Consider the following 25,133-nt stretch of genomic DNA (forward strand, 5'->3'; position numbering starts at 1 on the left):
ATGGAACGTCACGCTGGTTTTTATGAAAGGTATATAAAGCGGATGTTTGATATCTTATGCTCACTATTTGTAATTATAATATTCTGTTGGCTTTATGTAATTATTGCTGCCATGGTGCGAATCAAGCTTGGTTCACCCGTGTTATTCCAGCAACCAAGGCCCGGCAAAGATGAAAAAATATTTAAGATGTATAAATTTCGCACCATGACAGACAAAAAGGATGCCTACGGAAATCTGTTGCCGGACGAAGCCAGACTCACAGAATTTGGTAAAACGCTAAGAAATACCAGTATGGACGAGCTGCCGGAGGCATTCAACATATTAAAGGGCGAGATGAGTTTCATCGGACCGCGCCCTCTATTAGTGCGTGACATGGTATTTATGACCGATAAACAAAGACAACGTCATAACGTACGTCCCGGACTTTCCGGACTTGCACAGGTAAACGGACGTAACGCCATCGATTGGGAAAGAAAACTGGATTACGACCTGGAATACATTAAGGACATCACATTCCTCGGCGATATGAAAATTATTCTCAAAACATTGTCAAAGGCCATTATAAAGCAGGAAGGCATAACGGAAGAAGGAATGGCGACAGCGGAAGATTATGGTGATTATTTGCTGAACAAAAGATTGGTCGATAAAGAAGAATATGAAATTAAGCAAGCGAAGGCTAGAAAACTACTTGCATTGGTTGATTTATAGAAAGAATAGGTATTTTAGTACAATTTTAATTCAACGTATTAATAGTAAAGAGGGAGCCATATGAAAATACTGCTAATAAACCATTACGCAGGCTCAATATATCACGGAATGGAATTTCGTCCCTACTACCTCTCGAAGGAATGGGTAAAGATGGGACATGAGGTTGTGATCGTGGCAGCTTCGTTCTCTCACCTTAGGCAGAAAAATGTTGATATGACCACAGACGTGAGAGAAGAAAATATTGACGGAGTCAGATATTTGTGGCTGAAAACACCGGAATACAACGGAAACGGCTTGGGACGCATCCGTAATATGCTTGCGTTTATCCGCAAACTCTACGTTCACTTACCAAAGATTACAGCAGATTTCATTCCAGATGCGGTTATCGCATCCTCGACATATCCGCTCGATTCATATCCAGCGAAATGGATCGCTAAAAAACACGGCGCAAAATTTGTCTTTGAACTCCACGACCTCTGGCCGATGTCGCCGCAGGTACTTGGGAACATGTCCAAATGGCACCCTTTCATCATAACAATGCAGATGGCGGAAGATTACTGGTGCAGAAACGCCGACGTCGTAATTTCTCTTTTGCCGGATGCCTACAAACATCTGGTCACGCGCGGCATGAAAATGGATAAATATACCGTAGTCCCTAATGGCGTAAGTATTGATGAATGGCAGGATGAGACCGAAAAAGAAGAGCTTCCTGAATTACACAGAGATGCGTTGTTTAAGCTAAAGAAATCTGGCAAAACAATCGTGGGATATGTTGGAGGTCATGGCGTCAGTAATGGCCTGGACATGTTGATTGATGCCGCTGCTAGAACTTCTGATTTTTCAAAAATTCAACTTGTTTTAGTCGGAAAAGGCCCAGAAAAAGCCAGGCTGGAAGAAACGACCAAACGACTGAATCTGTCAAATATCACTTTTTTGCCCCCTGTTTTAAAAAAAGCGGTTCCTGCTTTGCTGAAGCAAATGGATATATTGGTGTGTACGGTTAAAGAAACTCCCCTATATCAGTATGGAATGTCATTAAATAAAATCTTCGATTATATGATGGCAGGAAAACCCGTTTTATGGAGCGCCAACGTCAGTAATGATTTAGTTGCAGATTCGCATTGTGGTTTCACAGTCCCCTGCGGTGATATTACTTCTTTTTGCAACAAATTATATGAAATGTCAAATATGCAAAAAGAGCTCTTGGATGCCATGGGCATTCGAGGAAAGGAATACATATTGAAGCAATATACATATCCAAAACTGGCAAGAAAATTTATTGATGCACTATAAAAAGTATATAGAGAGGAAATTATAAATATGCGTTTAATAAATAAAATACAAAATAAGACTGCCCAAATCGGAGTAATCGGTCTCGGCTACGTTGGTCTTCCACTGGCTGTAGAAAAGGCCAAAGCCGGTTTCAAAGTCCTTGGGTTCGACATTCAATCCTCAAAGGTCGAGATGGTCAATAGAGGTGAAAACTACATCGGTGACATAATCCCGCAGGACCTAAAAGATCTTGTCGTAAACGGGCACCTTTCCGCCACGACCGACTTTGACCGTCTCATGGAGTGTGACGTCGTCGCCATCTGCGTCCCCACACCACTCGACAAATTCAAGCAGCCAGACCTTTCGTACATTATCAACTCCGCCAAAGAAATAGCGAAACGTATACACAAAGATATGCTTATCGTTCTTGAATCTACCACTTACCCGGGTACGACGGAAGAAGTAGTAAAACCTATACTTGAAGAAAGTGGCTTTAAAGTTGGCAAAGACTTCCACCTGGCCTTCAGCCCTGAGCGGGTCGATCCCGGCAACGCGCGCTTTAAGACCCATAACACCCCGAAAGTTGTCGGCGGCTGTACGCCGGAGTGCACTGAAATCGCCAAAACCCTTTACAGTATTGTACTCGGGGCAGAAGTATTCACAGTCTCCTCTCCTAAAGAGGCCGAGGCGACAAAGATACTAGAAAACACCTTCCGCATCGTCAACTGCGCTCTCGCGAACGAGATGGCGATCGTCTACAACAAAATGGGCATTAACATCTGGGAGGTCATCGCTGCCGCCGCGACAAAGCCCTTCGGCTTCACCCCCTTCTACCCCGGACCAGGCGTCGGCGGACACTGCATCCCGCTCGACCCATTCTATCTCACATACAAGGCACGGGAATATGACTACCACACACGTCTTATAGAACTTTCAGGAGAAATAAACGACAACATGCCGGAATACGTCGTCGAACGGCTAATGGAGATACTAAACGAACAGGAAAAGCCGCTCAAAAACAGCAAGATAATGCTTTTAGGTATTGCATACAAGGGAGATATCGACGACCTGCGCGAATCACCAGCCCTCAAAGTATGGGAAGAGCTGGAAAAGAAGGGCGCGAAGGTAATATACCACGACCCCTACTGCCATAGCGCAAAATGGAAGGACAACATCGTCAACGCCACAGAACTGACGCCGGATAATGTGTCCTCCTGCAACGCCGTCGTCGTCACCACCTGGCACAAACACAATGTGGATTATCAAATGGTGCTGGACAACGCGAAGATACTTTTCGACACCAAAAATGCGGTGGTAAGTGTACTTGGTGAAAGCGTCTTATCCGCTGCAAACTATATCAGGCTTTAGCAGAATCATTAGGAGCTAATAAATATGAAATTAAAAAATTTTGTTTCTGAGTTTCTTAATGTGACAATTAAAAATGATATTGAGTACACAGGTATGGTTGATTCCGTCAGGCCAAATACAATAAGTTTTTTAGATAATCCTAAATTTGCCAAAGATATAAACAGAAATCCTAATATTTCTGTAGTACTAGTTAGAGAAAAGGATGCGGCATTGCTTCAGGGTAATGTTGAAACAGTGATAGTAGAAAATCCTAAAGCGGCTTTATTTAGTTTGCATAATGAATATTGCAAAAAATACTTGACATATAAGGTGAATAAAATTGCAAAATCTGCTTCTATTCACGCAAGTGCCTATATTGCTCCTGAAGGGGTTAACATCGGAGAAAATGTTATTATCGCCCCAAACGCCACTATTCTTTGTGGCGTAGAAATTGGCGACAATACAACGATTGGTCCCAACTGTGTCATTGGAGAAGATGGCTTCCATGTATTTGAAGATTTAAATGCGACAAAAAGAATAGTGATACACGATGGTTTTGTAAAAATAGGAAAAAAGGTTGACATACAAGCATCTGTTACAGTTGATAAAGGTTTTATGGGACGTGATACAGTTATAGGCGATGAGTGCAAAATAGATAATGCAGTACATATAGCACACAGAGTACATGTGGGCAGAAAAACGTTAATAGCGTCAGGCGCATGTATTGCCGGTTCTGCTGACATTGGTGAAAATGTGTGGATAGGTCCCCATTCCGTCATTTCAAACAGAGTGTCCATTTGCGATAACGCGAAAATTCTAATCGGCTCCATTGTCATAAGAAATATTAAGAAAGCCATCAGTGTTTCTGGCAATTTCGCTGTAGAACATGCGAAACACATAAAATCACAATGCAGTTAATATGGTTAAGGAGTTAACATTATGCTAATATCCTACTATCTTCCTTCAAACAATCTAACCAACGACACGTTGGAAACTCTCTACGCCGCTCCCTCCTGGACGGCGTCAAAGATATACCGTAAGACTGGCATCAAGTCACGTCCTATCGCTGGAACGGAGCTCGTCTCCGACATGGCGGTAAAGGCGGCGCAAAATCTTTTTGACGAATACAACATATCCCCGCAGGATATAGACTTCGTTCTGCTTTGCACCCAGAGCCCCGATTATTTCCTGCCGACGACAGCCTGTCTTGTACAGGAACGTCTTGGTATCCCCACAACATCCGGGGCCTTCGATTACAATCTCGGCTGCTCCGGCTACATCTATGGACTGGCGACCGCCAAGGGACTGCTCTGCGCCGGCATCGCAAAAAATATCCTGCTCATCACCGCCGAGACATACACCAAACATATCAATCCGCTGGACAGGAGCACGAGAACAGTATTCGGAGACGCGGCAGCGGCCACATATCTCACCATAGAGGATATTGACCTGATTGGGAACTTTGTACTCGGCACCGACGGTAAAGGCGCACAAAACCTCATCGTCCCGGCAGGAGGCATGGCACGGACACGAGATGACCAGACCGCTGTCGAGCATGAAGATGCCAGTGGAAACATCCGCAGCGATAACGACCTCTACATGAACGGGCCGGAAATATATGCATTCACCTTGCGGGCGGTTCCGGGACTAGTCTCGGAGATATTAACTAAAAACAGCCTGACAATGGAGGACATTGACTACGTGATACTCCACCAGGCCAACAGACTTGTTCTCACCTCATTGAGAGACAAGCTTGAAATTGCTGAAGAAAAATTTTGCATCGATGTTGAAGAACTTGGCAACACCGTCAGCTCCACCGTCCCCATCGCGATAAAGAGGGCACTCAAAAGAGAACCGGAGAAACTTCACCCGGGCGCAAAAATCCTCATCGCGGGATTCGGCGTCGGCTACTCCTGGGGAGGAACGGTCGTCACACTTTGACAGACAAAAATACAGCTAATAACCACAACGATACACATAAGATAAGAACACGAAGAAAGGAAGATTACACAATGACGATAGAAGAAAAAATCACACTGATAGCCGAAACACTGGATACAGATCAGGACAATATCAAACCTGATGCGGAACTCAAATCCATCGAAGAATGGGATTCCATGGGAGTGATATCGACGATAGCCATGCTCGACAGAAAATTCGGCAAAATCCTCAGCGCCGAACAGATAGAAGAGCTAAAGACAGTCCAGGACATCCTCAACCTGATGATTTAACAATGAATAACGGCGTATTTGGACTTGAAGGACAAAAAATACTTATAACCGGCGCCTCCTCAGGCATCGGCAGAGCGACGGCACAGTTAGCCGCCGCACAGGGAGCCATATGCATAATCAACGGGCGTGACGGGACCAGACTGAACGAAACACTTTCAACTCTTGAGGGAGAAGGCCATATCGCGATAGCTTCTGAACTGACGCCTGAAAACTGCTCTGCGCTGGTCAAAGAAGCAGTCGCTAAAGCTGGAGCATTGAACGGCTTTGTCCATTGCGCCGGAATCGAAAAAACTTTGCCATTTCGTATGACAGAGCTTTCGGATTTGCACGAAATAATGTCCATTAACCTCGATTCCTATTGGGAGATAACGAAAGAGATACTAAAAAAGAAAAACCACGAACCGCAAAAACTATCTGTAGTCGCGATATCCTCTGTCGCCGGACAATACGGTGCGGCGGGCAAGACGGCATACGCGGCATCCAAAGGGGCTTTGATATCGCTAACAAAATCTCTGGCGGCAGAATATGCCGGCCAGGGAATAAGGTTCAACTGCGTGTGTCCCGGATATGTAAACACGCCCATGCTGGGCAACGTAAAGAGGCTCTACAGGACAGAACAGGATTTTGCAAACGCCATCGTGAAAAAGCACCTTCTCGGACTAGGCGAACCGGACGACGTAGCTTCGGCGGTCGTCTATCTGCTCTCCGTTGCGGCTAAATGGCTGACTGGCAGCGTTATGAATGTTGATGGCGGGTATAACTTATAAGGAGTGGATGAAATGCACAAGATAGCACTGGCAGGCTGCGGCAGAATAAGTAAAAACCATATAGAGGCAATTACAAAACTAAAAGAAGAGGGACTGGCGGAACTTGTCGCCTGCTGCGACATTATCCCCGAACGCGCAATAGAGGCGGCGATGAAAGCCGGAGGCAGCTGCAAATCATATACAGACTATTCGCAGATGCTCAAAGAAACGGACACCGACCTTATCAGTATTTGCACTCCCTCCGGCCTTCATCCATACCAGGCCATCGAGGCGGCGGGAGCTGGGAAAAACATCCTCTCAGAAAAGCCGCAGGGCTGCTCGCTTGAGGCCTGCGACAGAGCGATAGAAGCGGCGGACAAGGCCGGCGTCAAATACATGGTGGTCAAGCAAAACCGCTTCAACCCCAGCATTCAGCTATTGCGCAGGGCATATGAAAAAGGCAGATTCGGCAAAATATACATGATCCTCGCAAACGTCCTTTGGACCCGTCCACAGGACTACTACGACATGGCCAAATGGCGCGGCACCTATGAGCTTGACGGCGGCTGCCTATCGAATCAGGCAAGCCACTACGTTGACCTTGTGCAGTGGTTCGGCGGCGAGGTACAAAACGTAACGTCCCAATATTCGACCCAGAAGATAAAAATGGAGGCCGAAGACACAATATCGGTAGCCCTGAAATTCAAAAGCGGCGCCATAGGCAGCATCAACGCCACAGTACTCACCTATCCTAAAAACCTTGAAGGCAGTCTGACGATCCTGGGAGAAAAAGGCACGGTAAGAGTAGGAGGCTTTGCTCTCAACAAAATAGAACACTGGACATTTGCCGATGAGGACCCCATGGACGAAGAGGTAACCAACACCAGCGAAGCCCCGCAGTCCGTCTATGGTCATGGACATCTGCCGTATTACAGACATGTACTGGATGTGCTTGACGGAAAGACAGAGCCGATGTGCACGGGGAAAGAGGCCAGAAAAACTGTGGAAATAATCATGACGAGTTATGGGAAGTAAAATGTCGATAAAGGTTTGTCACATAACAAGCGTACATCAAAGATACGATACACGAATATTCCATAAAGAATGCACATCTCTGGCCAACGCAGGGTATGATGTGACATTGCTTGTAGCAGACGGTAAAAAAGATGAGGTCCGCAATGGAGTAAAGATTGTATCCACCGATTACGTGCCTACGTCACGCTATAGAAGAATACTGTTGTCAGGACATATAATGTTCAAAGCGGCACGACAGATAGACGCTGAAATATATCATTTGCATGACCCGGAACTTCTGCCGCTTGGGAAAAAACTGAAGCGCTGCGGTAAAAAAGTGATATTTGACAGTCATGAAAACTACCCAGCACAAATCGCATGTAAACCATATTTGCCAAAGACACTGAGATGGTGCGTATCAAAAATCTATAGACATTATGAGACTGGCGCGCTTAAGAAATATGACGCCGTAGTTGCCCCCTGTACTTTTTTCGGAGGTACTAATATTTTTGAGGGACGCTGCAAAAGGACAAAAATTATATCTAACGCCCCATTACTTAATGAATTTTACGATAAATATGACCATGCGTTAGAGAAAAATGGCAACGCGATTTGTCATGTCGGTGGGTTGACCTATGAAAGAGGAATCACACATTTAATAAAAGCCGCGTATAAGGCAGGTGTAAAATTGATTCTCGCGGGAAAATTTTCGCCTGAAGGATATCATGAGCAGCTAAAGAAAATGCCAGAGTATCAGTGTGTAGATTATCGGGGATTCCTCCCTAGGGAAGAGTTGTTGCGTGTCTATAAAGAATCCTCTGCTGGGATTGCAACAATATTAAACATTGGGCAATACAACACAGGCGATAACTTTGCAACGAAAGTCTATGAATATATGTCTATGGGACTTCCGGTCATTTTAAGCAAATATAAATATGCGAAGGATGTACTTTCTGAACTTAAATTTGGTTTAGTTGTCAATCCTTCTGACATTGAAGAAATAGCAAATGCCATATGTTTTCTAAGAAATAATCCCAATATCACAGCAGAAATGGGTGCTAATGGAAGAAAAGCTGTTATTACAGAATTTAACTGGGAAGTCGAAGTTAAAAAATTATTAGAACTTTATATAAACATTTTAACTATTGACAATTAATGGAGGCTTTTTCATGTGTGGAATATTTGGATGGATACCAGATAAAAGATATAGAGATTCAAACCCTCAACCATTCATCGATAAAATATACAAAACTATGGCACATCGCGGCCCTGACGATAGAGGTCATGCCATATTTGGAGAGGCTTTATTCAAAGTATTAATTGCACAGGTACGCCTCTCGATAATAGATCTTTCACCAACTGGTCATCAGCCTATGTTCAGCGAAGATGGCAGATATGCCATCACATATAACGGCGAAGTTTACAACTATCTTGAGCTTAGAAAAGAACTTGAGAAAGAAGGTGTCATATTTAACACACCAAACGATACAGAAGTTGTAATGAAGGCGATAATCCAATGGGGTAAGGACGCACTGCTACGTTTTACGGGTATGTTTGCGTTTGCCTTATATGATAAAGAGAAAGAAACATTGATATGTGCACGTGATTTTTTCGGTATCAAACCTTTTTACTGGTACACCGGAGATATGGGCTTTTGCTTCGCTTCTGAATTACCATCGCTCCTTGAATTTCCAGATGTTCCAAGAAAACTTGATCCTACCAGTGCATATAACTATCTTGCCTATGGAATCACTAACGTTGGGGACCGTACTATGTTGAAGGATATATATCAGCTTCCGCCAGCTCATTACGTTGAGATAGACATCAATAAACCACAGGATATAAAACCAGTGAGATATTGGAAACCCAATATCTTTAAGCGTTCGGATATATCTTTCGATGACGCTGCGAAAGAACTCAGGGCAATGTTTCTAGATTCGGTTCGTTTACATTTACGTTCTGATGTACCACTTGGTGTAGCATTATCTGGTGGTATAGATTCATCCTCAGTAACGTGCGCTATAAGATACTTAGAACCACACACAGAGTTACATACGTTTAGTTTTATAGTAAAAGGAACACCTGTATCAGAGGAAAAATGGGCTAGCATCGTTGCGGAACATACACACGCAATCAGGCACATAATAGAAGTTGCACCATACGAACTGATTAATGATTTAGATGATATGATTAGAGCGCAAGGAGAACCTTTTGGCTCTACATCAATATACGCGGGATACAAAGTCTTTCAATTAGCAAAAAGCTGTGGGATTACTGTCACTCTTGACGGACAAGGAGCAGATGAAATGCTCGCTGGCTATTTTGGATACCCTGGGCAAAGATTGTCGACTTTGATCTGTTCCGGCCATTTTATAAAAGCCTATAAGTTTTTTATAGCTACTTCGAAATGGCCTGGAAGATCAAAGTTTAATACGTTGGCATTTACCATTCAGGAACTCATACCCCGCCGTATGATACCATTTGCGCGAAAAATTATTGGTAAAAATCCTGAACCAAAATGGCTTGACATCAAGAAGATAAAAGAAAACGGCGGCAATATTATCGGTCGGGGGAAAAAACTTGAAAACCAAATGTATCCGTCACCGAACAAGGTAATAAGTTTTTTAGCCTATTCCTTAACATGGGATGGTATCCCTAATCTTCTCCGCCATGGAGATAGAAATGCGATGGCTCATTCTATTGAAAGCAGAGTCCCCTTTCTTACCAAAGAAATGGCGGAGTTCTGCCTCTCCTTACCGGAAGAATATCTTATTGACATGAACGGCAGAACAAAAAGCGTATTCAGGGAAGCAATGCGTGGAATTGTACCTGATGCGATACTAGACCGTAGAGACAAAATTGGCTTTGCGACACCGGAGGAAGATTGGCTGAATAATATTTCGGATTGGGTGGACAAGCTTTTATGCAATACGACGGATATTCCATTCCTAAACATGAAGGCGCTTCAAGAAGAATGGCGCGCTGTCAAAGAAAAACACAGTGGATACGATTGGCGTGTCTGGCGATGGATCAATTATATTCGCTGGATAGAAATGTTTAATATTTCTATGGGCAAATAAGTACATAAAACATCTCAGAGTCAAGATTTCCGCAAATAAAATCTATAAACCATTGAATATTTACATGAAATTTAATACAGCACACATTTGATCCACTACATAAAACGCGTAAAGTGGAAAAAGTAGCAGGTAAATATACGAGGCATCGCACAAAATATGACAATAAAACAACAAATATCGCAGTATTTGAAAAACAATAACTTTATCAGACATGTAACAATATTATCTGGCGCCTCGGTAATTGCGCAACTGATAAATATTATCATCATGCCCGTTGTATCACGGCTATACTCACCAGCTGACTTTGGTGTATTAGCGCTTTATTCTTCTATTGTGGGATTGCTTGCTACAGTATCAGGCTTTAGATACTATCTTGTGATTCCGCTTGCCCGCAGAGATCGTTACATACATGCAATAGCCTGGCTAAGCTTTCTATCCCAATGTTTTTGTGTACTGGCATTTACAATCATAATCATAGAATGGAAAGAGTACTTGGCAGAGACTCCCTATGGAGTATTATTATCCTACTGGTACATGGTCCCTATAGGTGTATTGTGTGTTGGAGTCTATTCCTTGTTGGTTCAGTGGGCAATAAGAGAGAGGGAGTTCACGCTTATCGCAAAAACAAAAATAGTGCAGACTGTTTCAAGGTGCTTCGTTTTCTTATTGTGTGGAATTATAAACACATCCCCAATTGGTCTGCTTCTTGGCAATATCGCTGGGCAGAGCGGTGGAAGTACATCACTTTTACATTCTATAAAAAGAAAAAATCTAAAGATTAAATTTAGTTTCACGCATATAAAACGTGCGGCATTGTCATATCGTAAGATGTTTCTCTTTGATACACCGTCCAGCTTAATAAATATGTCCGGTGCGTATCTATTGCCTATAGTCATGACATATTACTGGATTCCTAATATCGTAGGCTCTTTCTCCATGGCACAACAGGTTTTAGCTTTGCCATCTGCCATCGTTGGCACTGCGATAGGACAGGTCTTTATTCAGCGTTGCAGTCAGGCTAAGTATGAGGGGAATATTGAGAATATTTACACAAAAACATTAATAATACTTTTCATTGTCGGTGTTTATCCTATAATGCTACTAAGTATGCTGGCGCCGATTATTTTTCCTGTTGTACTAGGGCAAAAGTGGATTGTGGCCGGTAATTTTGCTCTGTTGATGTCTCCGTGGGTGGCGTTAGATTTTGTATACACGCCCTTAAGTATGATTTATATCATTATGATGCTTCAGCGCCCAGCATTTATTTTTTTATTTCTTTACACAATTGTGCGAATTGCTTCTATATATATTATGCGCGATAATCCTGATTACGCAATGATGTTGCTATCTGGGATCAGCACACTATTTATAATTATTGGAATAATATTACCTGGGTATTTCATTCATATAAAAATATCGTCTTTGATCAGTATTGTCGCTTGCTTATCTGTAAAGGTATTAATAGCGTTGGCTCCTGTATATTTTTGCTTATATGTTTTAAAGACACATCTATATGTCACCATTATAGCCCTGCTATTATCAATGGCGTTATATATGACATTAGGGTTCAATACATTAAAAAATATTAAAAGTTGAGGAACATATAATGTTAACGAAAACACAACACTCATCAAATAAAATATTTATTTTATACACATTAATATTTATTTTTGCGTTCTTCTTTATTATTGAATGGCATTGGCAAATTTTACTGTTAGGAATTGATGTTCCTAACCCCTATATTTTTGTTGCGTTTCTTTCCATTCCTATTATTGTTATAAACATATTAGATATGCGAAAAAAAGATCCTAACTTTTGGTTTATATACTTTCTGATCATATATTTTTTATTAGTTGCGTTAATAAACATTTCGGAATTGAAGACTACAGGCGACTACAAAATTGCAACTGAAATGGGTGTTTGGTGTATTAACATTGCATTATTTATTGTGGCATGTAATGAGAAAGTATGGATATTTATACGCAGATATCCCAGAGTTGTTACGTTTTTATTTTTCCTTTACGCATTGACACCACTATTAATTCTCTTTAGCCAAGGTTATGCGGCAGAAGCACATTTAAATCTCAGAGAAGCCGCATCGCTCAAAGAAATAACAGGAAATTCAGATTATATTGTCTCTTATCAAAGTTTTGGAGACAAAATATCTATCTTATCTTTTATAGTACTTTCATTACATATAAATAGGTTTCTAAAAATAATAGTTCTGGTTACTACGCTAATTTCGCTTTATGTTGTATTCAGCGCAGCAAGTATGGTAGGCTATATTTTTTCTTGTACGGCTTTTTTGTTCTTATTACTTTACTACAATAGGTGCTACATAAAATGTGGCGTATTCGGGTTAGTATGTGTTTGCATGTTGTTTTTTACATTTGCATATATTGTGAACAACCGAGCATTACAGGCTTCAGATAATCGTATGGTTAGTTCGATAGCGCGTGGACAAAAATATGGATCTGTCTCAAGTAGAAAAATAATTGAAGTGGAAAATCAAAAATCGCGAAGCGTACGACTAATGTTTGGAGATTACAAATTTGATAATAAACTTGGCAGACCTGGAACATATACACACAGCGCTTTCGGTATGGTTGACTATTACGGAATAATAATTTTCAGCATATCAGTAGGAATCTGGATGTATCTCTTTGCTAGACTATTATTCCTGGGGAAAAAAGATATTCCTGTCGTAAATGCAGCATTGATGTCTGTGCTTTTTTATACCCCGTTATTTATAATTGCAAGGTTTCCTGTAGGATATCTAACATTTTGGGTGCTAGGCTCTGCAATATCAGCGGTAAAAATCAATAAAAACTTAAGGCAGTTTAAGGCTACAAATAAAACCGCGACGTCTACCACCGTTCTGTGAGAAGGAACACAAGACAATTCGTTTAATTCTACGTGGTAATTACAAAATATACAGCACATAGGAGATGTCTCAATGGAATTCTACGATTAAAAAATGATGTCAACACCAATATCCAAACAGTCCTCACAAATACTGAAAATTAGAAAGGAAGCTATGCAATTGCACTGGGGCAAAATACTGCGTACCTATGTAAACGATACAAAAACCATCTACATTGTGTTTATGGCGCTTGGTGTAAAACCATGACGCTGTTTTTGTGCCCTTCTTTTACCTTCAATACCGCCCTATCTATTTGGGCAATGTACCAACCACGCTAAAATATCGCCAATTGCCCAAAAGTATTTTCTGTAAGAAAGGAATCAGAGCAATGCTATTTAACTCTTTTGAATTTATATTTTTATTTCTGCCTTTAGTATTTTGTATTTGGGTTTTCTTGCGTAAAAACTATCTTCCGAAGCTGGCGATTTTTTCTTTATTGGTCTCTTCACTGTTGTTCTATGCATACTGGAATCCTCCTTTTGTTTTTTTACTGCTTGCTTCAATAACGATAAACTTTTTCATACAAAGGGGTATCTTTACATTACAAAAGACATCTTGTTCTCGAACGGCAAAAACAGTTTTATTCTGCGGAATTACTTTTAATATCCTCTTGATTGGTTACTTTAAATATAAGAACTTTTTCCTGTACAATATGGATTTTATATTTGGGCGTGTAAATACGTACCAATCTATATTTTTACCGCTGGGAATATCTTTCTTTACTTTTCAGCAAATTGCCTGTCTGATTGACAGCTATAAGAGGAAATTAGGGGAAATCAAATTTTGCGAGTACGCGCTTTTTGTCTCCTTTTTTCCACAATTGATTGCAGGCCCAATTGTAAAATATGAAGAGTTAATTCCACAAATCCAAAAAGCCGCCAAAGATAATTCGATTAACTTAGATACGATCTGTTTGGGGTTATCTTTATTTGCGTTTGGACTATTTAAAAAAATTACGATAGCAGATTACTTTTCACCTATTTCAATAATGCTCTTCGATTCAACCTCCCTTCCTACTTTTTACGACGCCATACTGGGCACTTTGGCATATACAATACAGATTTACTTTGATTTTTCCGGATACTCCGATATGGCGTTGGGACTTGGATTTTTATTTGGCGTGGCGCTGCCACAGAACTTTAACTCACCATACCAGAGCCTGTCGATTATTGATTTTTGGCGAAGGTGGCACATCACCCTATCCAACTTCCTAAAAGATTACATTTATATTCCTTTGGGAGGTAACAGGGGGGGGCATACTAAAAAATATATAAATTTATTGTTAACAATGTTAATAGGCGGATTATGGCACGGCGCTGGCTGGAACTTTATAATATGGGGTGGCTTACATGGATTCTATCTAGTAGTTAATAATCTGTACCGCAGTAAAGACAGATTCATCAAATTACCTAATATAATTTGTTGGCTGTTAACTTTCTCTGCCGTTAGCTTCGCTTGGATTTTTTTTAGAGCGCCGTCATTATCCAAAGCCAGAGAAATAATTTACGCGCTATTATCATACGCACAAATATTTTCACCAAGCCTTCACGCGATAAATTTAGCACACGACGGGCTGATCAAATTTGTATCATCATTGATCGCTTCTATCTTTATATCTATATTCATGCCAAATGCTCATAAAACATTACTGCATATATCATCTCGTAAGTACAGCGTAGCTGTTATAAGCGGTATCTGTTTTGCCGCAAGCCTGTGGATGATGACATATACCGAAAAAGTACGTGAGTTTTTATATTTTCAATTTTAAAGGATGATCACAATATGAAACGACTCAATTTTATTATATGGTGCCTAATATTTTTCCTGCCGACCTCCATTGTCATTCTTTATCCGGCAGCTTATGTCTTTTTTATCGACCCTCTTTGGCAATGGAATCACCCTTTTCACATCAGGGCATGGCATCCGCCATTCAATGAAAGGATTCAAAAGACAAACTATTTAGCGTCTAGAAAGCCAAAGATAGACACTCTAATCGTCGGTAGTAGCCGAAGCTCATTTATTGACCCCGCAGAGCTCGGCAGCCAGTATGCCTTTAACTATTCAGTCAGCTCTGGTACAGCATCTGAATTTGCCGATCACATAAAATATACGCGCAAAAGGTCCAATATCCCACTAAGGCTTGTCCTTATTGAGTCTTCATTCTTTCATGCCTTAAAATTCAAGCGCACATTTAACGCGCCTCATTTTTACGTTGACAACGCCGAAGACTTTTCAAAGAAGATCAACAATATATTCAGTAAAGACGCCTTTCAGCTAGCTAAAAAAATCAAAACAACCCCGTCATATGTATATGAATATTATTTGATAAACAAAGCACAAGTTCAATCCCATAAATATGGAGGACAAAGAGAAGGATTCACATCTCACCAAAAAGAGCAAGAGATAACGTATCAAGTTTCAAGCTATCGAGAGAACGCCTACAACAAAGAATTTGATCCGCTATTTCCTCGTTATATCTCTGAGATACATGATGCAGTCGGTAGTGCGAATTATATAGTATATGCAACCCCGGTTTCAAAATATCTATTAAAGCTAATGGTTGAAATGAAACAATTAGACAACTACGAACACTGGATACGCAACTTAGTCAATGAATTTGGCACTATTTATAATTTTATGTATCCTAACAAGATAACGATGAATGATGACTCTTTTTATGACGCACACCATACCACTAGTGACACAGCCTCGTTTCTTATCCGTATAATGACTAACAGAACAGGTGCACGCGATTTAGAATATGTAGCTGTGATAGATAAAACTAATATTGACTACTTGTTGCCTATCATTCGGAAGCGTTTTGAAGAACTGTAAGTATTAAGACAGTTGGCGGTGTATAAAACTTAAAAAACGCCTTACGTACTTGGTTGTGCACCGCGTTGATGCAGCGCAGCGTGCCGCTCTTCGCGCGCATGACCAGCGATGAAGTCTCGATTCCTTCGCCAGAGTAACATACGCCTTTGAGCCAGTCGCTTACGGTGGCGCCTGTCACGTTTTCGCTTTTTACGAGATATGTTTTGTACAGCTAAAATACTAGCTATAATTGACATAAATAACTTTTATAGCTAAAATATTAGCTATGAATATATCATTTTTTCAGCATCATACTCCGCCTGAAATCGCCCTTGCTCTTGCCGCTAATGTGCGTGCGCGCAGGAAGGAGAGGAAGCTCACGCAGAGCAGGCTGGCAAAGTTGTCGGGGGTAAGTTTGGGCTCCATCAAAAGATTTGAAAGCAGCGGGGAGATTTCTCTGAAATCTCTGCTGAATATTGCGGTGGTGCTTGGCTGTGAAGAGGATTTTCTTTCTCTTTTTACGAAAAAGCATTATGCCTCTATAGAGGATGTCATAAATGAAAAAAATTAAGGCGTTGTCTGTCGGCTATAACGGCCGTCCGGTCGGGAGGCTTGCGCTGACTCCAGATGGCTTTTCCGCCTTTGAGTATAGCAGCAACTGGCTGGCAGCCGGTTTTTCGATCAGCCCTTTCAGCCTACCGTTAAAAGATGGTGTTTTTGTACAAAAGAGGCGCGAGCCATTCGAGGGCGGCTTTGGCATTTTCGCCGACAGTTTGCCGGATGGCTGGGGACGTTTGCTCTTAGACCGTATACTGCTGAAAAATCATCTCGATCCATACGGTATAGATATTTTGCAGCGTCTTGCCATAACGTTAAACATCCTGTTTTGTCTGTATATTGTACATTACCGACTATGAGGAGTTTTACACATTTTTTTACGCACTACCCAAAAGAAAGCACAAATAGAGATGGAAACCAATATAGTTATCATACCAACGCCGCTATATTGCCTTGACCAGTTGCTTAATTCAATGCAAACACAGCTATCGTTACGAAATATACAGTTCAAGCCGCTTTTTACATGTGTGAACTGTCCGCAGGCCCTTTCTTCAATCGATAAGGGCCTGTGGACAAAAGCTGAACCAAACTAAGGTTTAGGATATGCGGGCGGCTGTAATAAGGCCGCTTCCGCAGAGGATGTGTTTATATACCGTCACATATCCCCATGCGCGGCGACAAAGTCCGCATATAGCTGCGCAGGGCTTTCGTACCAATACTTTGTGTCCTCTTTTTCAAGCATCGCATATGTAACTGAATTATAAAACTCTGCAACAGCGCGGTTCAGCGGCATATTTTTATCTTTGTTCAAACGTCTTGCGATCGCCGCGACTTTGTAGGGGATAAATATATGGACGTTCTCCTGTGTTATTTTAGGAATTCTTTTCATCTGATACGACCTCCTTTTCTCCCAGAAAACGCAGCTGTTTCACCGCCCTGTCAGTATGAAAGGATATCTGATCGGCCAGGGCATATGTCCGCAGACGGCGTATCACTGTATCAAAGTCTATAAATCCACCTTCAAACGCATTGATGCACGCGTAGACTCTGTCATTAGCCACAGCGCCCTGTACGATGTCGTAAGGGTGCGCGAAGCCGACGTCTTTTCTGTTATGCATGACAAAAGTCAACCAAGCGCGGCTTGGGCCTCTGAATTTCCGTATTTGCATGATCTTGGATTTAAAGATGCTTTCATCCAATTCATAGGAGGATATGTATCCCCGTGGAACGCCGTCACGTCTGCTTTTGATTTTCGACCATTTCGCCGCTTGCGCAAAACTGGTGGTGGTATAAAAACCACCGCCAAAATCAAGCTGCTGTCTGCTCAATGATAAATCGGGTTCAGGTACTGGAATTAATCCGCCATGGTAGAGTATCATCTTACAGCTCCGCGTTTTTGAGATATAGTTCTATTTCATCTATGACATATTCAAGCGACTGTGTATGGAGCACGTCATAGCCGTCAATCAGATAGTCCAGCACGCCCTCTTTTTCAAACATGTTTGCGGCGTCGGCTCCTTTCATCGCATGTCTGACTTTATATGCTTCAATGCAGGATGAAACAAATTCCGCTTTTTTCTCAAGATTGTCCACGCCGCCCGCCTCCTCATAATGTGTATTAATCTCATAAAAATTATATCCTATTTTCAATAGATTCTCCTGCTGTTTTACACATATCCGTCATGGCTGTATATTTCGCCGCAAGAACGTTAAGTGGGTCAGAGTTGGATTTTCTGTCTTTAGACAAATTTGGATAAATAATCGCAGATTCGGCGTCCGGAAAATTGTCAACTACGCAACGCTGCGCTGCATCAACGTGGTACACAACGTCCAGAAACTGGACGAGATCAGCGGCACCAAATACGGCGCGGCCTCGTCGACCTGTTCGTTTCTGTAAACCAAACATCGGATTACACGTCATAAAAATATATGCGGCCAGAACGCGGTATAAATGCGTTCTGGCCGCATTATTATGCAATTAGACACTACCTAGTATTTGGTGCTTTTTTGAGAGGTTTTGCAAAAAGAAGTGACATTTTCATAGACGCTTCAGACGGCGAACCGCCCCTTGACGGTAGGGGCGGCTATGCTACAATACTCCTAGGTAGTCAGGCTACTTGCGGATTTTGAGCCAGACCTCAAACATCCGCAGAAGTAAGTCTAACCAGGAGACGAGATTCAGAGCTAGGCGGCTAAGGTCTCGTCTCTTTCTTTTTGCCTCAGAGGATTGCTTCCTGTCTTTCGACATTCCGTTCACCCCCTCTAAAAGGGAAAGACCTTCACGCATCAGGCCCCTGTTTTGCCTGAGAAGTCCGTCAATTGTGATTATAACATGTTTTTGATAACAATAAGGATTTCAAGGTTGGAAGAGATGCAGGGTGTGCCGATAATTCTGAAGTCCCGGGAAATTATAAATAGTCGACACTGAAAAACGGTTCTTTTGGTTGTAGGAAATCATTGATGTCCAGTAATCCGCAGAATATCCTCTTTACTACGGATTTTTTATACAAAGCAAAATATAAACAAAAGCTCTCATGTGGTTTAGGAGATTTTTCAGGTAGTACCCACAACTTGCCATTAGAGCGTTGATTTCGTCTACGATTCGACCTTTTAAGTAATTCCTTGCCATTCCGTAGTCGCTTTTCAAATGGTCTATTGGGAGGTTATGGAGACCTTTAAGATAATGAAGCCCTGTCACATGCTAAGTCGGCAGACCCTGACGGGTTTTATCGGTGATGTATACTTCGCCTAGTTTACTTTCAAAGACCTTCCAGCTTGAGGTTCCGAGGTGATTTTTGGTTTCATTATTCTGGTTTTCTTATGGATTCAATCGTTTTTCTAGGTTTATTTTACTTTATTATCTTTGTGTGTGATTGATATTACTGGCTTATTTGAGTTTTTCAGTGACAACTGCTGTAGTGACATTTTTCGTTTTTTCTTGACCTCCGCGCTCCACGATTTTTCAGGCGGGGATGCCAGCGTCTCGTTGTCAGTCCTCATAGTGGCCTTTGCAGGATATGATATAGATTGTCCCGTCTTGCTCGTAATAGACGATTCGGTTTGCTTCGTCGACGCGCCGGCTCCATAGGCCGCCAAGTGCCCTTTCAGCGGCTCGGGCTTCCCCATACCGTCAATAGGCCTCGCTGGATGTCTTTTATCAGCGCGTTTATTTTTTGAGCGTTTTCTTGTCTTGAGTCTGCCAGTACAGGTAGTCGTTCCAAGCCCTGTCTTCCCACAAGATCCGTATTAGTCCATCTCGATCAGATCATGCTCAGTGAAACGCGCTTTTCCTTCTTTTATGTCGCGCATAACGTTTTCTAAATAGCGGATGTTGCTTGCGGAGTAAAAGGGGTCCGCGGACAGCTCAAAGGGGATGCGTTTTTCCCTCGCCACTGTTTTTAAAAAGATGTTTATTGCCGCGGACATGCTCAAGCCGATGTCGTTAAGGGTTTTTTCCGCGTTGTGCTTTACGTCGTCGTCAACTCGCAGGCTAATTTGTGCCATTTTTCCCACTCCTTTTTGCTATAGTTATAGCATATACATAGCATAATATAATCATTATACTATGTATTTACTATTAAGGTTTTATGTCAGCGGAGATGACCGGAAAGGTGACGAAACTGGACGCAGAACAAAGAAGGATAAAACAAGAGAACCTCTGCAGAGGTACGTCTGTTAATAAAAACGCGCGGTCATAGTCATAATCGCAGGTTAATGCCTTTGAGCCAGTCGCCGTCGGTGACGCCGGTCGCTGCGAAGAATACGTTTTCTCTTTTCACGATGTCGTTGGAGGGCGAGCCTGTCTAAAATTTCAATTTTCTTCGTAGTAATATGAATAATCTATACCTTTCATAAAGATCTCACGGTCGTTCGTTTTATCTGTAAGCGCGGCTTTAAGCAGCTTCTTAATGTCTATGTCGTTAACAACGCTTCGCGTCATCGCGTCAAGATATTTTTTCTTATCAACTTTGCTCCAATCTATGCACAGGCTGAGGCGCTTTTTCAAAAGCATATCCAACCATATACGTGCCGACCGGCCGTTGCCCTCCATAAATGGATGCGCCGCGTTCATTTCGATATATTTGCTTATGATCTGATCAATGTCTTCGTCCGGCATCTTTTCAATATTCAGCAGGGTTTGGTCCAGATACCGCGCCACTGCAAATTGGAAGCCTCCCTTTGCGATATCCTTCGAGCGGATCTGCCCGGCAAAATCATATAAGCCGCCAAACAGATATGCATGTATCTGCTTAAGGCCTTTCACAGTACCAACTTCTATATTGCTCATAAATGAACTGTTCCACAGGGCATAGGCCTTGTTTTTGCTTTTGCCGTCAACCGTTTCATCACTGTAGGTAAACCATTCTATAAATCTATTCGCATTTTTTGAAGGAAACTCTTTTGCAAGGGCAATAATCTGCTCATAGTTCATTACGTTGGACATTCGTCTTTTTCCGTCAGGAGCAAGCAGTTTCATCTGGGTAGTGACACTACCCAGTTCATTTCCCTGTTTCCTTAATTTTGCTTTCAAGTATTTCCAATAATTCCTTATCTTCTCGTAATCGTCTTCATCTCTAAGTACCGCTACAATATCAAGAACTGAAAACAACCATCTGCTGCTATCTTCATCCCAAACTGCACGTACCTCACGATCATTGAAAAAACGTATTGATACTTTAGTTTCCATTCCATCACCTCTTTGACGGTTATGCCCTTCTCTTTGTACTTGTCAGGTCAATTCTAGTCTTGGCTTGGCGCATAGCGCGTCGCTACGATAAAGACTTCCCCTTTTTATTTCAGTACAGAACACACAAAGATGTCGTCGACACTGAAAAACCTCTATTTTAGTCAGAAGGTATCATCAAGGTTCAGTAATCCCGCAGAATATCCTCTTTTCTGCGGATTTTTTATACAAAGCAAAATATAAACAAAAGCTCTCATGTGGTTTAGGAGCCTTTTCAGGTTGTATCCACAAGCGTTGATTTCATCTCTTAAGCATTCTTTGTAAATAAGTCCTTGCCATTCCGTAGTCGATTTTCAAATAACCAATTATTGGCTATATGACATTTCGTCTCTTCCTCTTTTTCTTACACGACGCAGTCAATATCTGAACCTTTTCATTGTACGTTATTATTTCAGACTGTACGATACGTCTTTTTCTCAATTAGCTCACCAGCCATAATAGCTGCGTTCTTTATTTTTCAATGCTTTTTTTCATTAGAATCGGCATGTTTTCTTTTTCCAAATACTTCGTCTTCTCTGTCCGATAGAGGGTCGATCCAATCCGCTTTTTTGAGCCCCCACTCTATCCACTCCTGCGGAAATTTTACATTATCTTTTGAGGAAGCTATAAAGTTTAGGAATTCTCTTATCGTCTGAGCTGCCTTCCAGTCATTGGCAATATTAACGAGGGCATTAAATTTCTCGGCTTCATCGTTATATATTACTCTTAATTCCTCATCCTTTATCGCTTTTTGCTTTCTGCGTTCTTCCTCTGCGATAATGTCATTGTGAACAGTTGTTTTATAATGGCTGAAATAGATGAATTCAATAATGATTTCATCGATAATATCCTCAAGCTTGATATTGCGATGGTCGCTAAATATCTTAGCTCCGATGGAAAAGCGTAGCTTGCCGTTAAATATATGGTCATATTTTCTAATTCGAGGCTTACTTCTATATGAGTATTTTAGTTTTTCCTTATCATAGGTCTCAAGCTCTTTGACCTTTTTTGCCGTAAGTTCATGATCTATCTGATCTTGTTTTTCAGTAACTAAGAAGTCTACGATCTCATTATCAACTGAAACCAGACATCCTATCTTAGGCGTTCCACCAACCTTCACCAGGGCATTATAGATAATATCCAACAGACTGATGACCCTGTTCAAAGAATCCTCGCCAATGTATTCAGCTAAGTTTCTTGTTTCTGGATTAGATATATAATGATCAAGACGATAATGGGATTGTGCCTCATAACTCTGTAGTGAAATCTTGCTTTTCTCTCCTATTTTGTTCAACTTAAACCATTTTATAGCCAATTTTTTCTCCTGCTGCGCTATCTTATTGGAGGGTTCATCAGTATATTTAATCTTTTGAGCCTGTGCCAATGCGTTGCTGCATATTTTTTCCACAGCCAGCCGTCTTTCTAAGTTTATAAAACTAAGTTTATTTTCTTTATCAAACACATAATTATCGGATTCCGCTTTCAAGGCATCCTCACTTTCTGCCTTTGTACCTATTTCATCCACAGCTTCATTTGCCAAAGGATGAGTTTCCTCTGCCATACCAATCTCTATATAGTCTTTATCAAAGTTATCCGGCAACGGAGTTCTTTCTGGATTGCGGCCCAAACGTAATTTTGTCCAATATCCTCCAGAAGGGGTGGGAATATTGAGACTATTACAGATTTTCTTTAACTGTGCCGTAGACAGTTGATATTTTAACGCCGTTTTGCTCAAAGTATCGGTCCATATATCATTATAAAGCTCTTTTCGCGTCAACCGAATCATAATTCTCCTCCTAAGTAATAGCCCGACATCTGGTTTATTCCTCTGAAAAGGTTGAATTACGCCCTGGCAAGAACATTTTCCAACTAAATCAATTATATATTATTTTAAAAATTTTCGCGCTTTTAAAATAACTATTTTCTCTCTCTTTATATTTTGAATCCTGACTTCCCAAATACAACCCTTCTCAATCATAGAAACTTACATTGATATTGAACATTTGTAGATTTTTCAAACATACATTGCATAGTCTTGTCAGTAAGTCGTAAACAACAGATAAAACCACGAATCAACAAGATTGGCGTAGACACCCTGAGTTATATGTTTTTATTATGCTCGATGAGGGTAGTTGGGATTTAAAATCATAATGCACTTAGAGTAACATACAATAGCGTTAGCCATAATCTTTCCATAATATACTGCTGGAATGGCGGCAATTTTTATTGCAAACCTCTGCTACAATCAATATCACTATAGCTAGTATTTTAGCTAATTTTGACATAATTAATATTTTTAGCTATAATATTAGCTATGGACATATCGTTTTTTCAGCATCATACTCCGCCTGAAATCGCCCTTGCTCTTGCCGCTAATGTGCGTGCGCGCAGGAAGGAGAGGAAGCTCACGCAGAGCGGGCTGGCAAAGTTGTCGGGGGTAAGTTTGGGCTCCATCAAAAGATTTGAAAGCAGCGGGGAGATTTCTCTGAAATCTCTGCTGAATATTGCCGTGGTGCTTGGCTGTGAAGAGGATTTTCTTTCTCTTTTTACGAAAAAGCATTATGCCTCTATAGAGGATGTCATAAATGAAAAAAGTTAGGGCGTTGTCTGTCGGCTATAACGGCCGTCCAGTTGGGGGGCTTGCGTTGACTCCAGATGGCTTTTCCGCCTTTGAGTATAACAGCGACTGGCTGGCAGGCGGTTTTTCGATCAGCCCTTTCAGCCTACCGTTAAAAGATGGTGTTTTTGTACAAAAGAGGCGCGAGCCATTCGAGGGCGGCTTTGGCATTTTCGCCGACAGTTTGCCGGATGGCTGGGGACGTTTGCTCTTAGATCGTATACTGCTGAAAAATCATCTCGATCCATACGGTATAGATATTTTGCAGCGTCTTGCCATAGTCGGGCGGAGCGGGATGGGGGCGCTAGTCTACGAACCGGAGATAAGTTTGGAATGTGCCGTAGAAAATGACGACCTTGATCTGTTGGCAAGGTCCTGTCAGGAGGTTCTCACCTGCGAGTCGCCGCATAATCTGGACTTGCTTTTCAAGCTGGGAGGCTCGTCAGGAGGCGCAAGGCCCAAAATTTTAACGACGGTTGACGGAGAGGAATGGATCATCAAATTTCCAGCTTCCATGGATAGAGAAGATATAGGAGAAGAAGAATACCGCTATTCTCTTTGCGCGCGGGAATGCGGCATCGAAATGCCGGAGACCAGGCTTTTTCCCTCCAAGGTCTGCGGCGGGTATTTTGGCGTAAAGCGTTTTGACCGCGTTGTCTCCGGAGGAGAGAAGCGGCGCGTGCATATGGCTTCGGTAAGCGCTCTGCTGGAAACCAGCCACCGCGTTCCAAATCTGGATTATAATATGCTGATGAAACTCACCCTGGAACTAACAAGGGATTTTAATGAGGTAGAGCGGATGTTCCGCTTGATGTGCTTTAACGTATTCGCCCATAACAGGGACGATCATTCAAAGAACTTTACGTTTATCTTTGATGAGACATGTAACAGTTGGCGGCTTTCGCCGGCTTATGACCTTACGTATAGTAATTCTATCGGAGGGGAACATGCCACGACCGTTGACGGCGAGGGGAAGAACCCCCGTATGGAGGATGTTTTATCCGTAGCTAAGAAGATCGGGCTAAATCTTAGAAAAGCACGCGCGGCGGCCGATGAAATCAAGGATAAAACCGAGATGTTGTTAAAGGACAGGGGTTGAG

At 41.8% G+C, this 25,133-nt stretch carries 26 protein-coding genes and 1 pseudogene; 18 read left to right on the plus strand and 9 right to left on the minus strand.

Annotated features, from left to right (window positions below):
- From BED41_RS09385 to BED41_RS09450, 14 genes are all read left to right on the plus strand, one after another.
- Positions 1 to 708, plus strand: a complete 708-nt coding sequence (locus BED41_RS09385) for a sugar transferase (RefSeq protein WP_066749178.1) — start codon at positions 1 to 3, stop codon at positions 706 to 708.
- A gap of 60 nt (positions 709 to 768) precedes the next feature.
- Entirely contained in the window at positions 769 to 2,001 is a 1,233-nt protein-coding gene (locus BED41_RS09390) for a glycosyltransferase family 4 protein (protein ID WP_066745225.1), read from the plus strand.
- 27 nt (positions 2,002 to 2,028) lie between these two features.
- Complete coding sequence (locus BED41_RS09395; RefSeq protein ID WP_066745231.1) at positions 2,029 to 3,348, plus strand: nucleotide sugar dehydrogenase; 1,320 nt, start codon at positions 2,029 to 2,031, stop codon at positions 3,346 to 3,348.
- 24 nt (positions 3,349 to 3,372) lie between these two features.
- The gene (locus BED41_RS09400) at positions 3,373 to 4,245 is read left to right on the plus strand and encodes an LpxD N-terminal domain-containing protein (RefSeq protein WP_066745234.1); all 873 of its coding nucleotides are present in this window, start codon (positions 3,373 to 3,375) and stop codon (positions 4,243 to 4,245) included.
- 21 nt (positions 4,246 to 4,266) lie between these two features.
- The gene (locus tag BED41_RS09405; protein WP_066745237.1) at positions 4,267 to 5,268 is read left to right on the plus strand and encodes a ketoacyl-ACP synthase III; all 1,002 of its coding nucleotides are present in this window, start codon (positions 4,267 to 4,269) and stop codon (positions 5,266 to 5,268) included.
- Between the two features lie 71 nt (positions 5,269 to 5,339).
- Positions 5,340 to 5,558: an acyl carrier protein gene (locus BED41_RS09410; protein ID WP_066745240.1), complete on the plus strand. Its 219-nt coding sequence runs from the start codon at positions 5,340 to 5,342 to the stop codon at positions 5,556 to 5,558.
- Between the two features lie 2 nt (positions 5,559 to 5,560).
- Positions 5,561 to 6,325: an SDR family NAD(P)-dependent oxidoreductase gene (locus BED41_RS09415; protein WP_066745242.1), complete on the plus strand. Its 765-nt coding sequence runs from the start codon at positions 5,561 to 5,563 to the stop codon at positions 6,323 to 6,325.
- Positions 6,326 to 6,337: 12 nt separating this feature from the next.
- The gene (locus BED41_RS09420; protein ID WP_066745244.1) at positions 6,338 to 7,339 is read left to right on the plus strand and encodes a Gfo/Idh/MocA family protein; all 1,002 of its coding nucleotides are present in this window, start codon (positions 6,338 to 6,340) and stop codon (positions 7,337 to 7,339) included.
- 1 nt (position 7,340) lies between these two features.
- On the plus strand, positions 7,341 to 8,474 hold the full coding sequence (locus BED41_RS09425; RefSeq protein WP_084002561.1) for a glycosyltransferase family 4 protein: 1,134 nt from the start codon (positions 7,341 to 7,343) through the stop codon (positions 8,472 to 8,474).
- Positions 8,475 to 8,487: 13 nt separating this feature from the next.
- Positions 8,488 to 10,398, plus strand: coding sequence for an asparagine synthase (glutamine-hydrolyzing) (asnB, locus tag BED41_RS09430; RefSeq protein ID WP_066745246.1), 1,911 nt, complete (start codon positions 8,488 to 8,490; stop codon positions 10,396 to 10,398).
- Between the two features lie 156 nt (positions 10,399 to 10,554).
- On the plus strand, positions 10,555 to 11,994 hold the full coding sequence (locus BED41_RS09435) for a lipopolysaccharide biosynthesis protein (protein ID WP_066745248.1): 1,440 nt from the start codon (positions 10,555 to 10,557) through the stop codon (positions 11,992 to 11,994).
- Between the two features lie 10 nt (positions 11,995 to 12,004).
- Positions 12,005 to 13,282 carry a hypothetical protein gene (locus BED41_RS09440; protein WP_066745252.1) on the plus strand — a complete coding sequence of 426 codons (1,278 nt, stop codon included), beginning with the start codon at positions 12,005 to 12,007 and terminating at the stop codon, positions 13,280 to 13,282.
- 367 nt (positions 13,283 to 13,649) lie between these two features.
- Positions 13,650 to 15,089: an MBOAT family O-acyltransferase gene (locus tag BED41_RS09445; protein ID WP_066745255.1), complete on the plus strand. Its 1,440-nt coding sequence runs from the start codon at positions 13,650 to 13,652 to the stop codon at positions 15,087 to 15,089.
- A 14-nt stretch (positions 15,090 to 15,103) separates the two neighbouring features.
- Entirely contained in the window at positions 15,104 to 16,156 is a 1,053-nt protein-coding gene (locus BED41_RS09450; protein ID WP_066745258.1) for a hypothetical protein, read from the plus strand.
- Here the strand turns inward: BED41_RS09450 and BED41_RS16845 are convergent.
- Positions 16,128 to 16,367, minus strand: a complete 240-nt coding sequence (locus BED41_RS16845) for a fructose-bisphosphatase class II (protein WP_274708352.1) — start codon at positions 16,365 to 16,367, stop codon at positions 16,128 to 16,130. The genes BED41_RS09450 and BED41_RS16845 overlap by 29 nt on opposite strands.
- 54 nt (positions 16,368 to 16,421) lie before the next feature.
- Between BED41_RS16845 and BED41_RS09455 the strand changes: the two genes are divergently transcribed.
- Positions 16,422 to 16,706, plus strand: a complete 285-nt coding sequence (locus BED41_RS09455; protein ID WP_066745261.1) for a helix-turn-helix domain-containing protein — start codon at positions 16,422 to 16,424, stop codon at positions 16,704 to 16,706.
- Positions 16,693 to 17,052, plus strand: coding sequence for a HipA N-terminal domain-containing protein (locus BED41_RS09460; protein WP_066745263.1), 360 nt, complete (start codon positions 16,693 to 16,695; stop codon positions 17,050 to 17,052). Before BED41_RS09455 ends, BED41_RS09460 begins: the two co-directional genes overlap by 14 nt.
- A 296-nt stretch (positions 17,053 to 17,348) precedes the next feature.
- Here BED41_RS09460 and BED41_RS09465 read toward each other — a convergent pair whose 3' ends face one another.
- The 8 genes and pseudogenes from BED41_RS09465 to BED41_RS09495 form a co-directional block, all read right to left on the minus strand.
- Complete coding sequence (locus tag BED41_RS09465) at positions 17,349 to 17,582, minus strand: hypothetical protein (protein ID WP_066745269.1); 234 nt, start codon at positions 17,580 to 17,582, stop codon at positions 17,349 to 17,351.
- Complete coding sequence (locus BED41_RS09470) at positions 17,566 to 18,072, minus strand: DUF3990 domain-containing protein (protein WP_066745271.1); 507 nt, start codon at positions 18,070 to 18,072, stop codon at positions 17,566 to 17,568. Before BED41_RS09470 ends, BED41_RS09465 begins: the two co-directional genes overlap by 17 nt.
- A gap of 1 nt (position 18,073) precedes the next feature.
- The gene (locus BED41_RS09475; RefSeq protein WP_066749183.1) at positions 18,074 to 18,286 is read right to left on the minus strand and encodes a DUF3791 domain-containing protein; all 213 of its coding nucleotides are present in this window, start codon (positions 18,284 to 18,286) and stop codon (positions 18,074 to 18,076) included.
- Between the two features lie 1,396 nt (positions 18,287 to 19,682).
- Positions 19,683 to 19,751 (minus strand): annotated as a pseudogene (locus BED41_RS17015) (hypothetical protein); the annotation flags it as partial.
- 188 nt (positions 19,752 to 19,939) lie between these two features.
- Entirely contained in the window at positions 19,940 to 20,197 is a 258-nt protein-coding gene (locus BED41_RS09485) for a type II toxin-antitoxin system RelB/DinJ family antitoxin (RefSeq protein ID WP_066745278.1), read from the minus strand.
- A 194-nt stretch (positions 20,198 to 20,391) separates the two neighbouring features.
- The gene (locus BED41_RS16950; protein WP_367593416.1) at positions 20,392 to 20,472 is read right to left on the minus strand and encodes a hypothetical protein; all 81 of its coding nucleotides are present in this window, start codon (positions 20,470 to 20,472) and stop codon (positions 20,392 to 20,394) included.
- Between the two features lie 32 nt (positions 20,473 to 20,504).
- Positions 20,505 to 21,380: a protein adenylyltransferase Fic gene (fic, locus tag BED41_RS09490; RefSeq protein WP_066745281.1), complete on the minus strand. Its 876-nt coding sequence runs from the start codon at positions 21,378 to 21,380 to the stop codon at positions 20,505 to 20,507.
- A 514-nt stretch (positions 21,381 to 21,894) separates the two neighbouring features.
- Positions 21,895 to 23,202 carry a hypothetical protein gene (locus BED41_RS09495; RefSeq protein ID WP_066745284.1) on the minus strand — a complete coding sequence of 436 codons (1,308 nt, stop codon included), beginning with the start codon at positions 23,200 to 23,202 and terminating at the stop codon, positions 21,895 to 21,897.
- Between the two features lie 528 nt (positions 23,203 to 23,730).
- Here BED41_RS09495 and BED41_RS09500 point away from each other — a divergent pair.
- A complete protein-coding gene (locus tag BED41_RS09500) occupies positions 23,731 to 24,015 on the plus strand; it encodes a helix-turn-helix domain-containing protein (protein WP_066745287.1) in 285 nt (94 codons plus the stop codon).
- Positions 24,002 to 25,132, plus strand: coding sequence for a type II toxin-antitoxin system HipA family toxin (locus tag BED41_RS09505; protein ID WP_066745289.1), 1,131 nt, complete (start codon positions 24,002 to 24,004; stop codon positions 25,130 to 25,132). Before BED41_RS09500 ends, BED41_RS09505 begins: the two co-directional genes overlap by 14 nt.
- The last annotated feature ends 1 nt before the right edge of the window (position 25,133 follow it).

The organism is Cloacibacillus porcorum, assembly GCF_001701045.1.
GTDB lineage: Bacteria > Synergistota > Synergistia > Synergistales > Synergistaceae > Cloacibacillus > Cloacibacillus porcorum.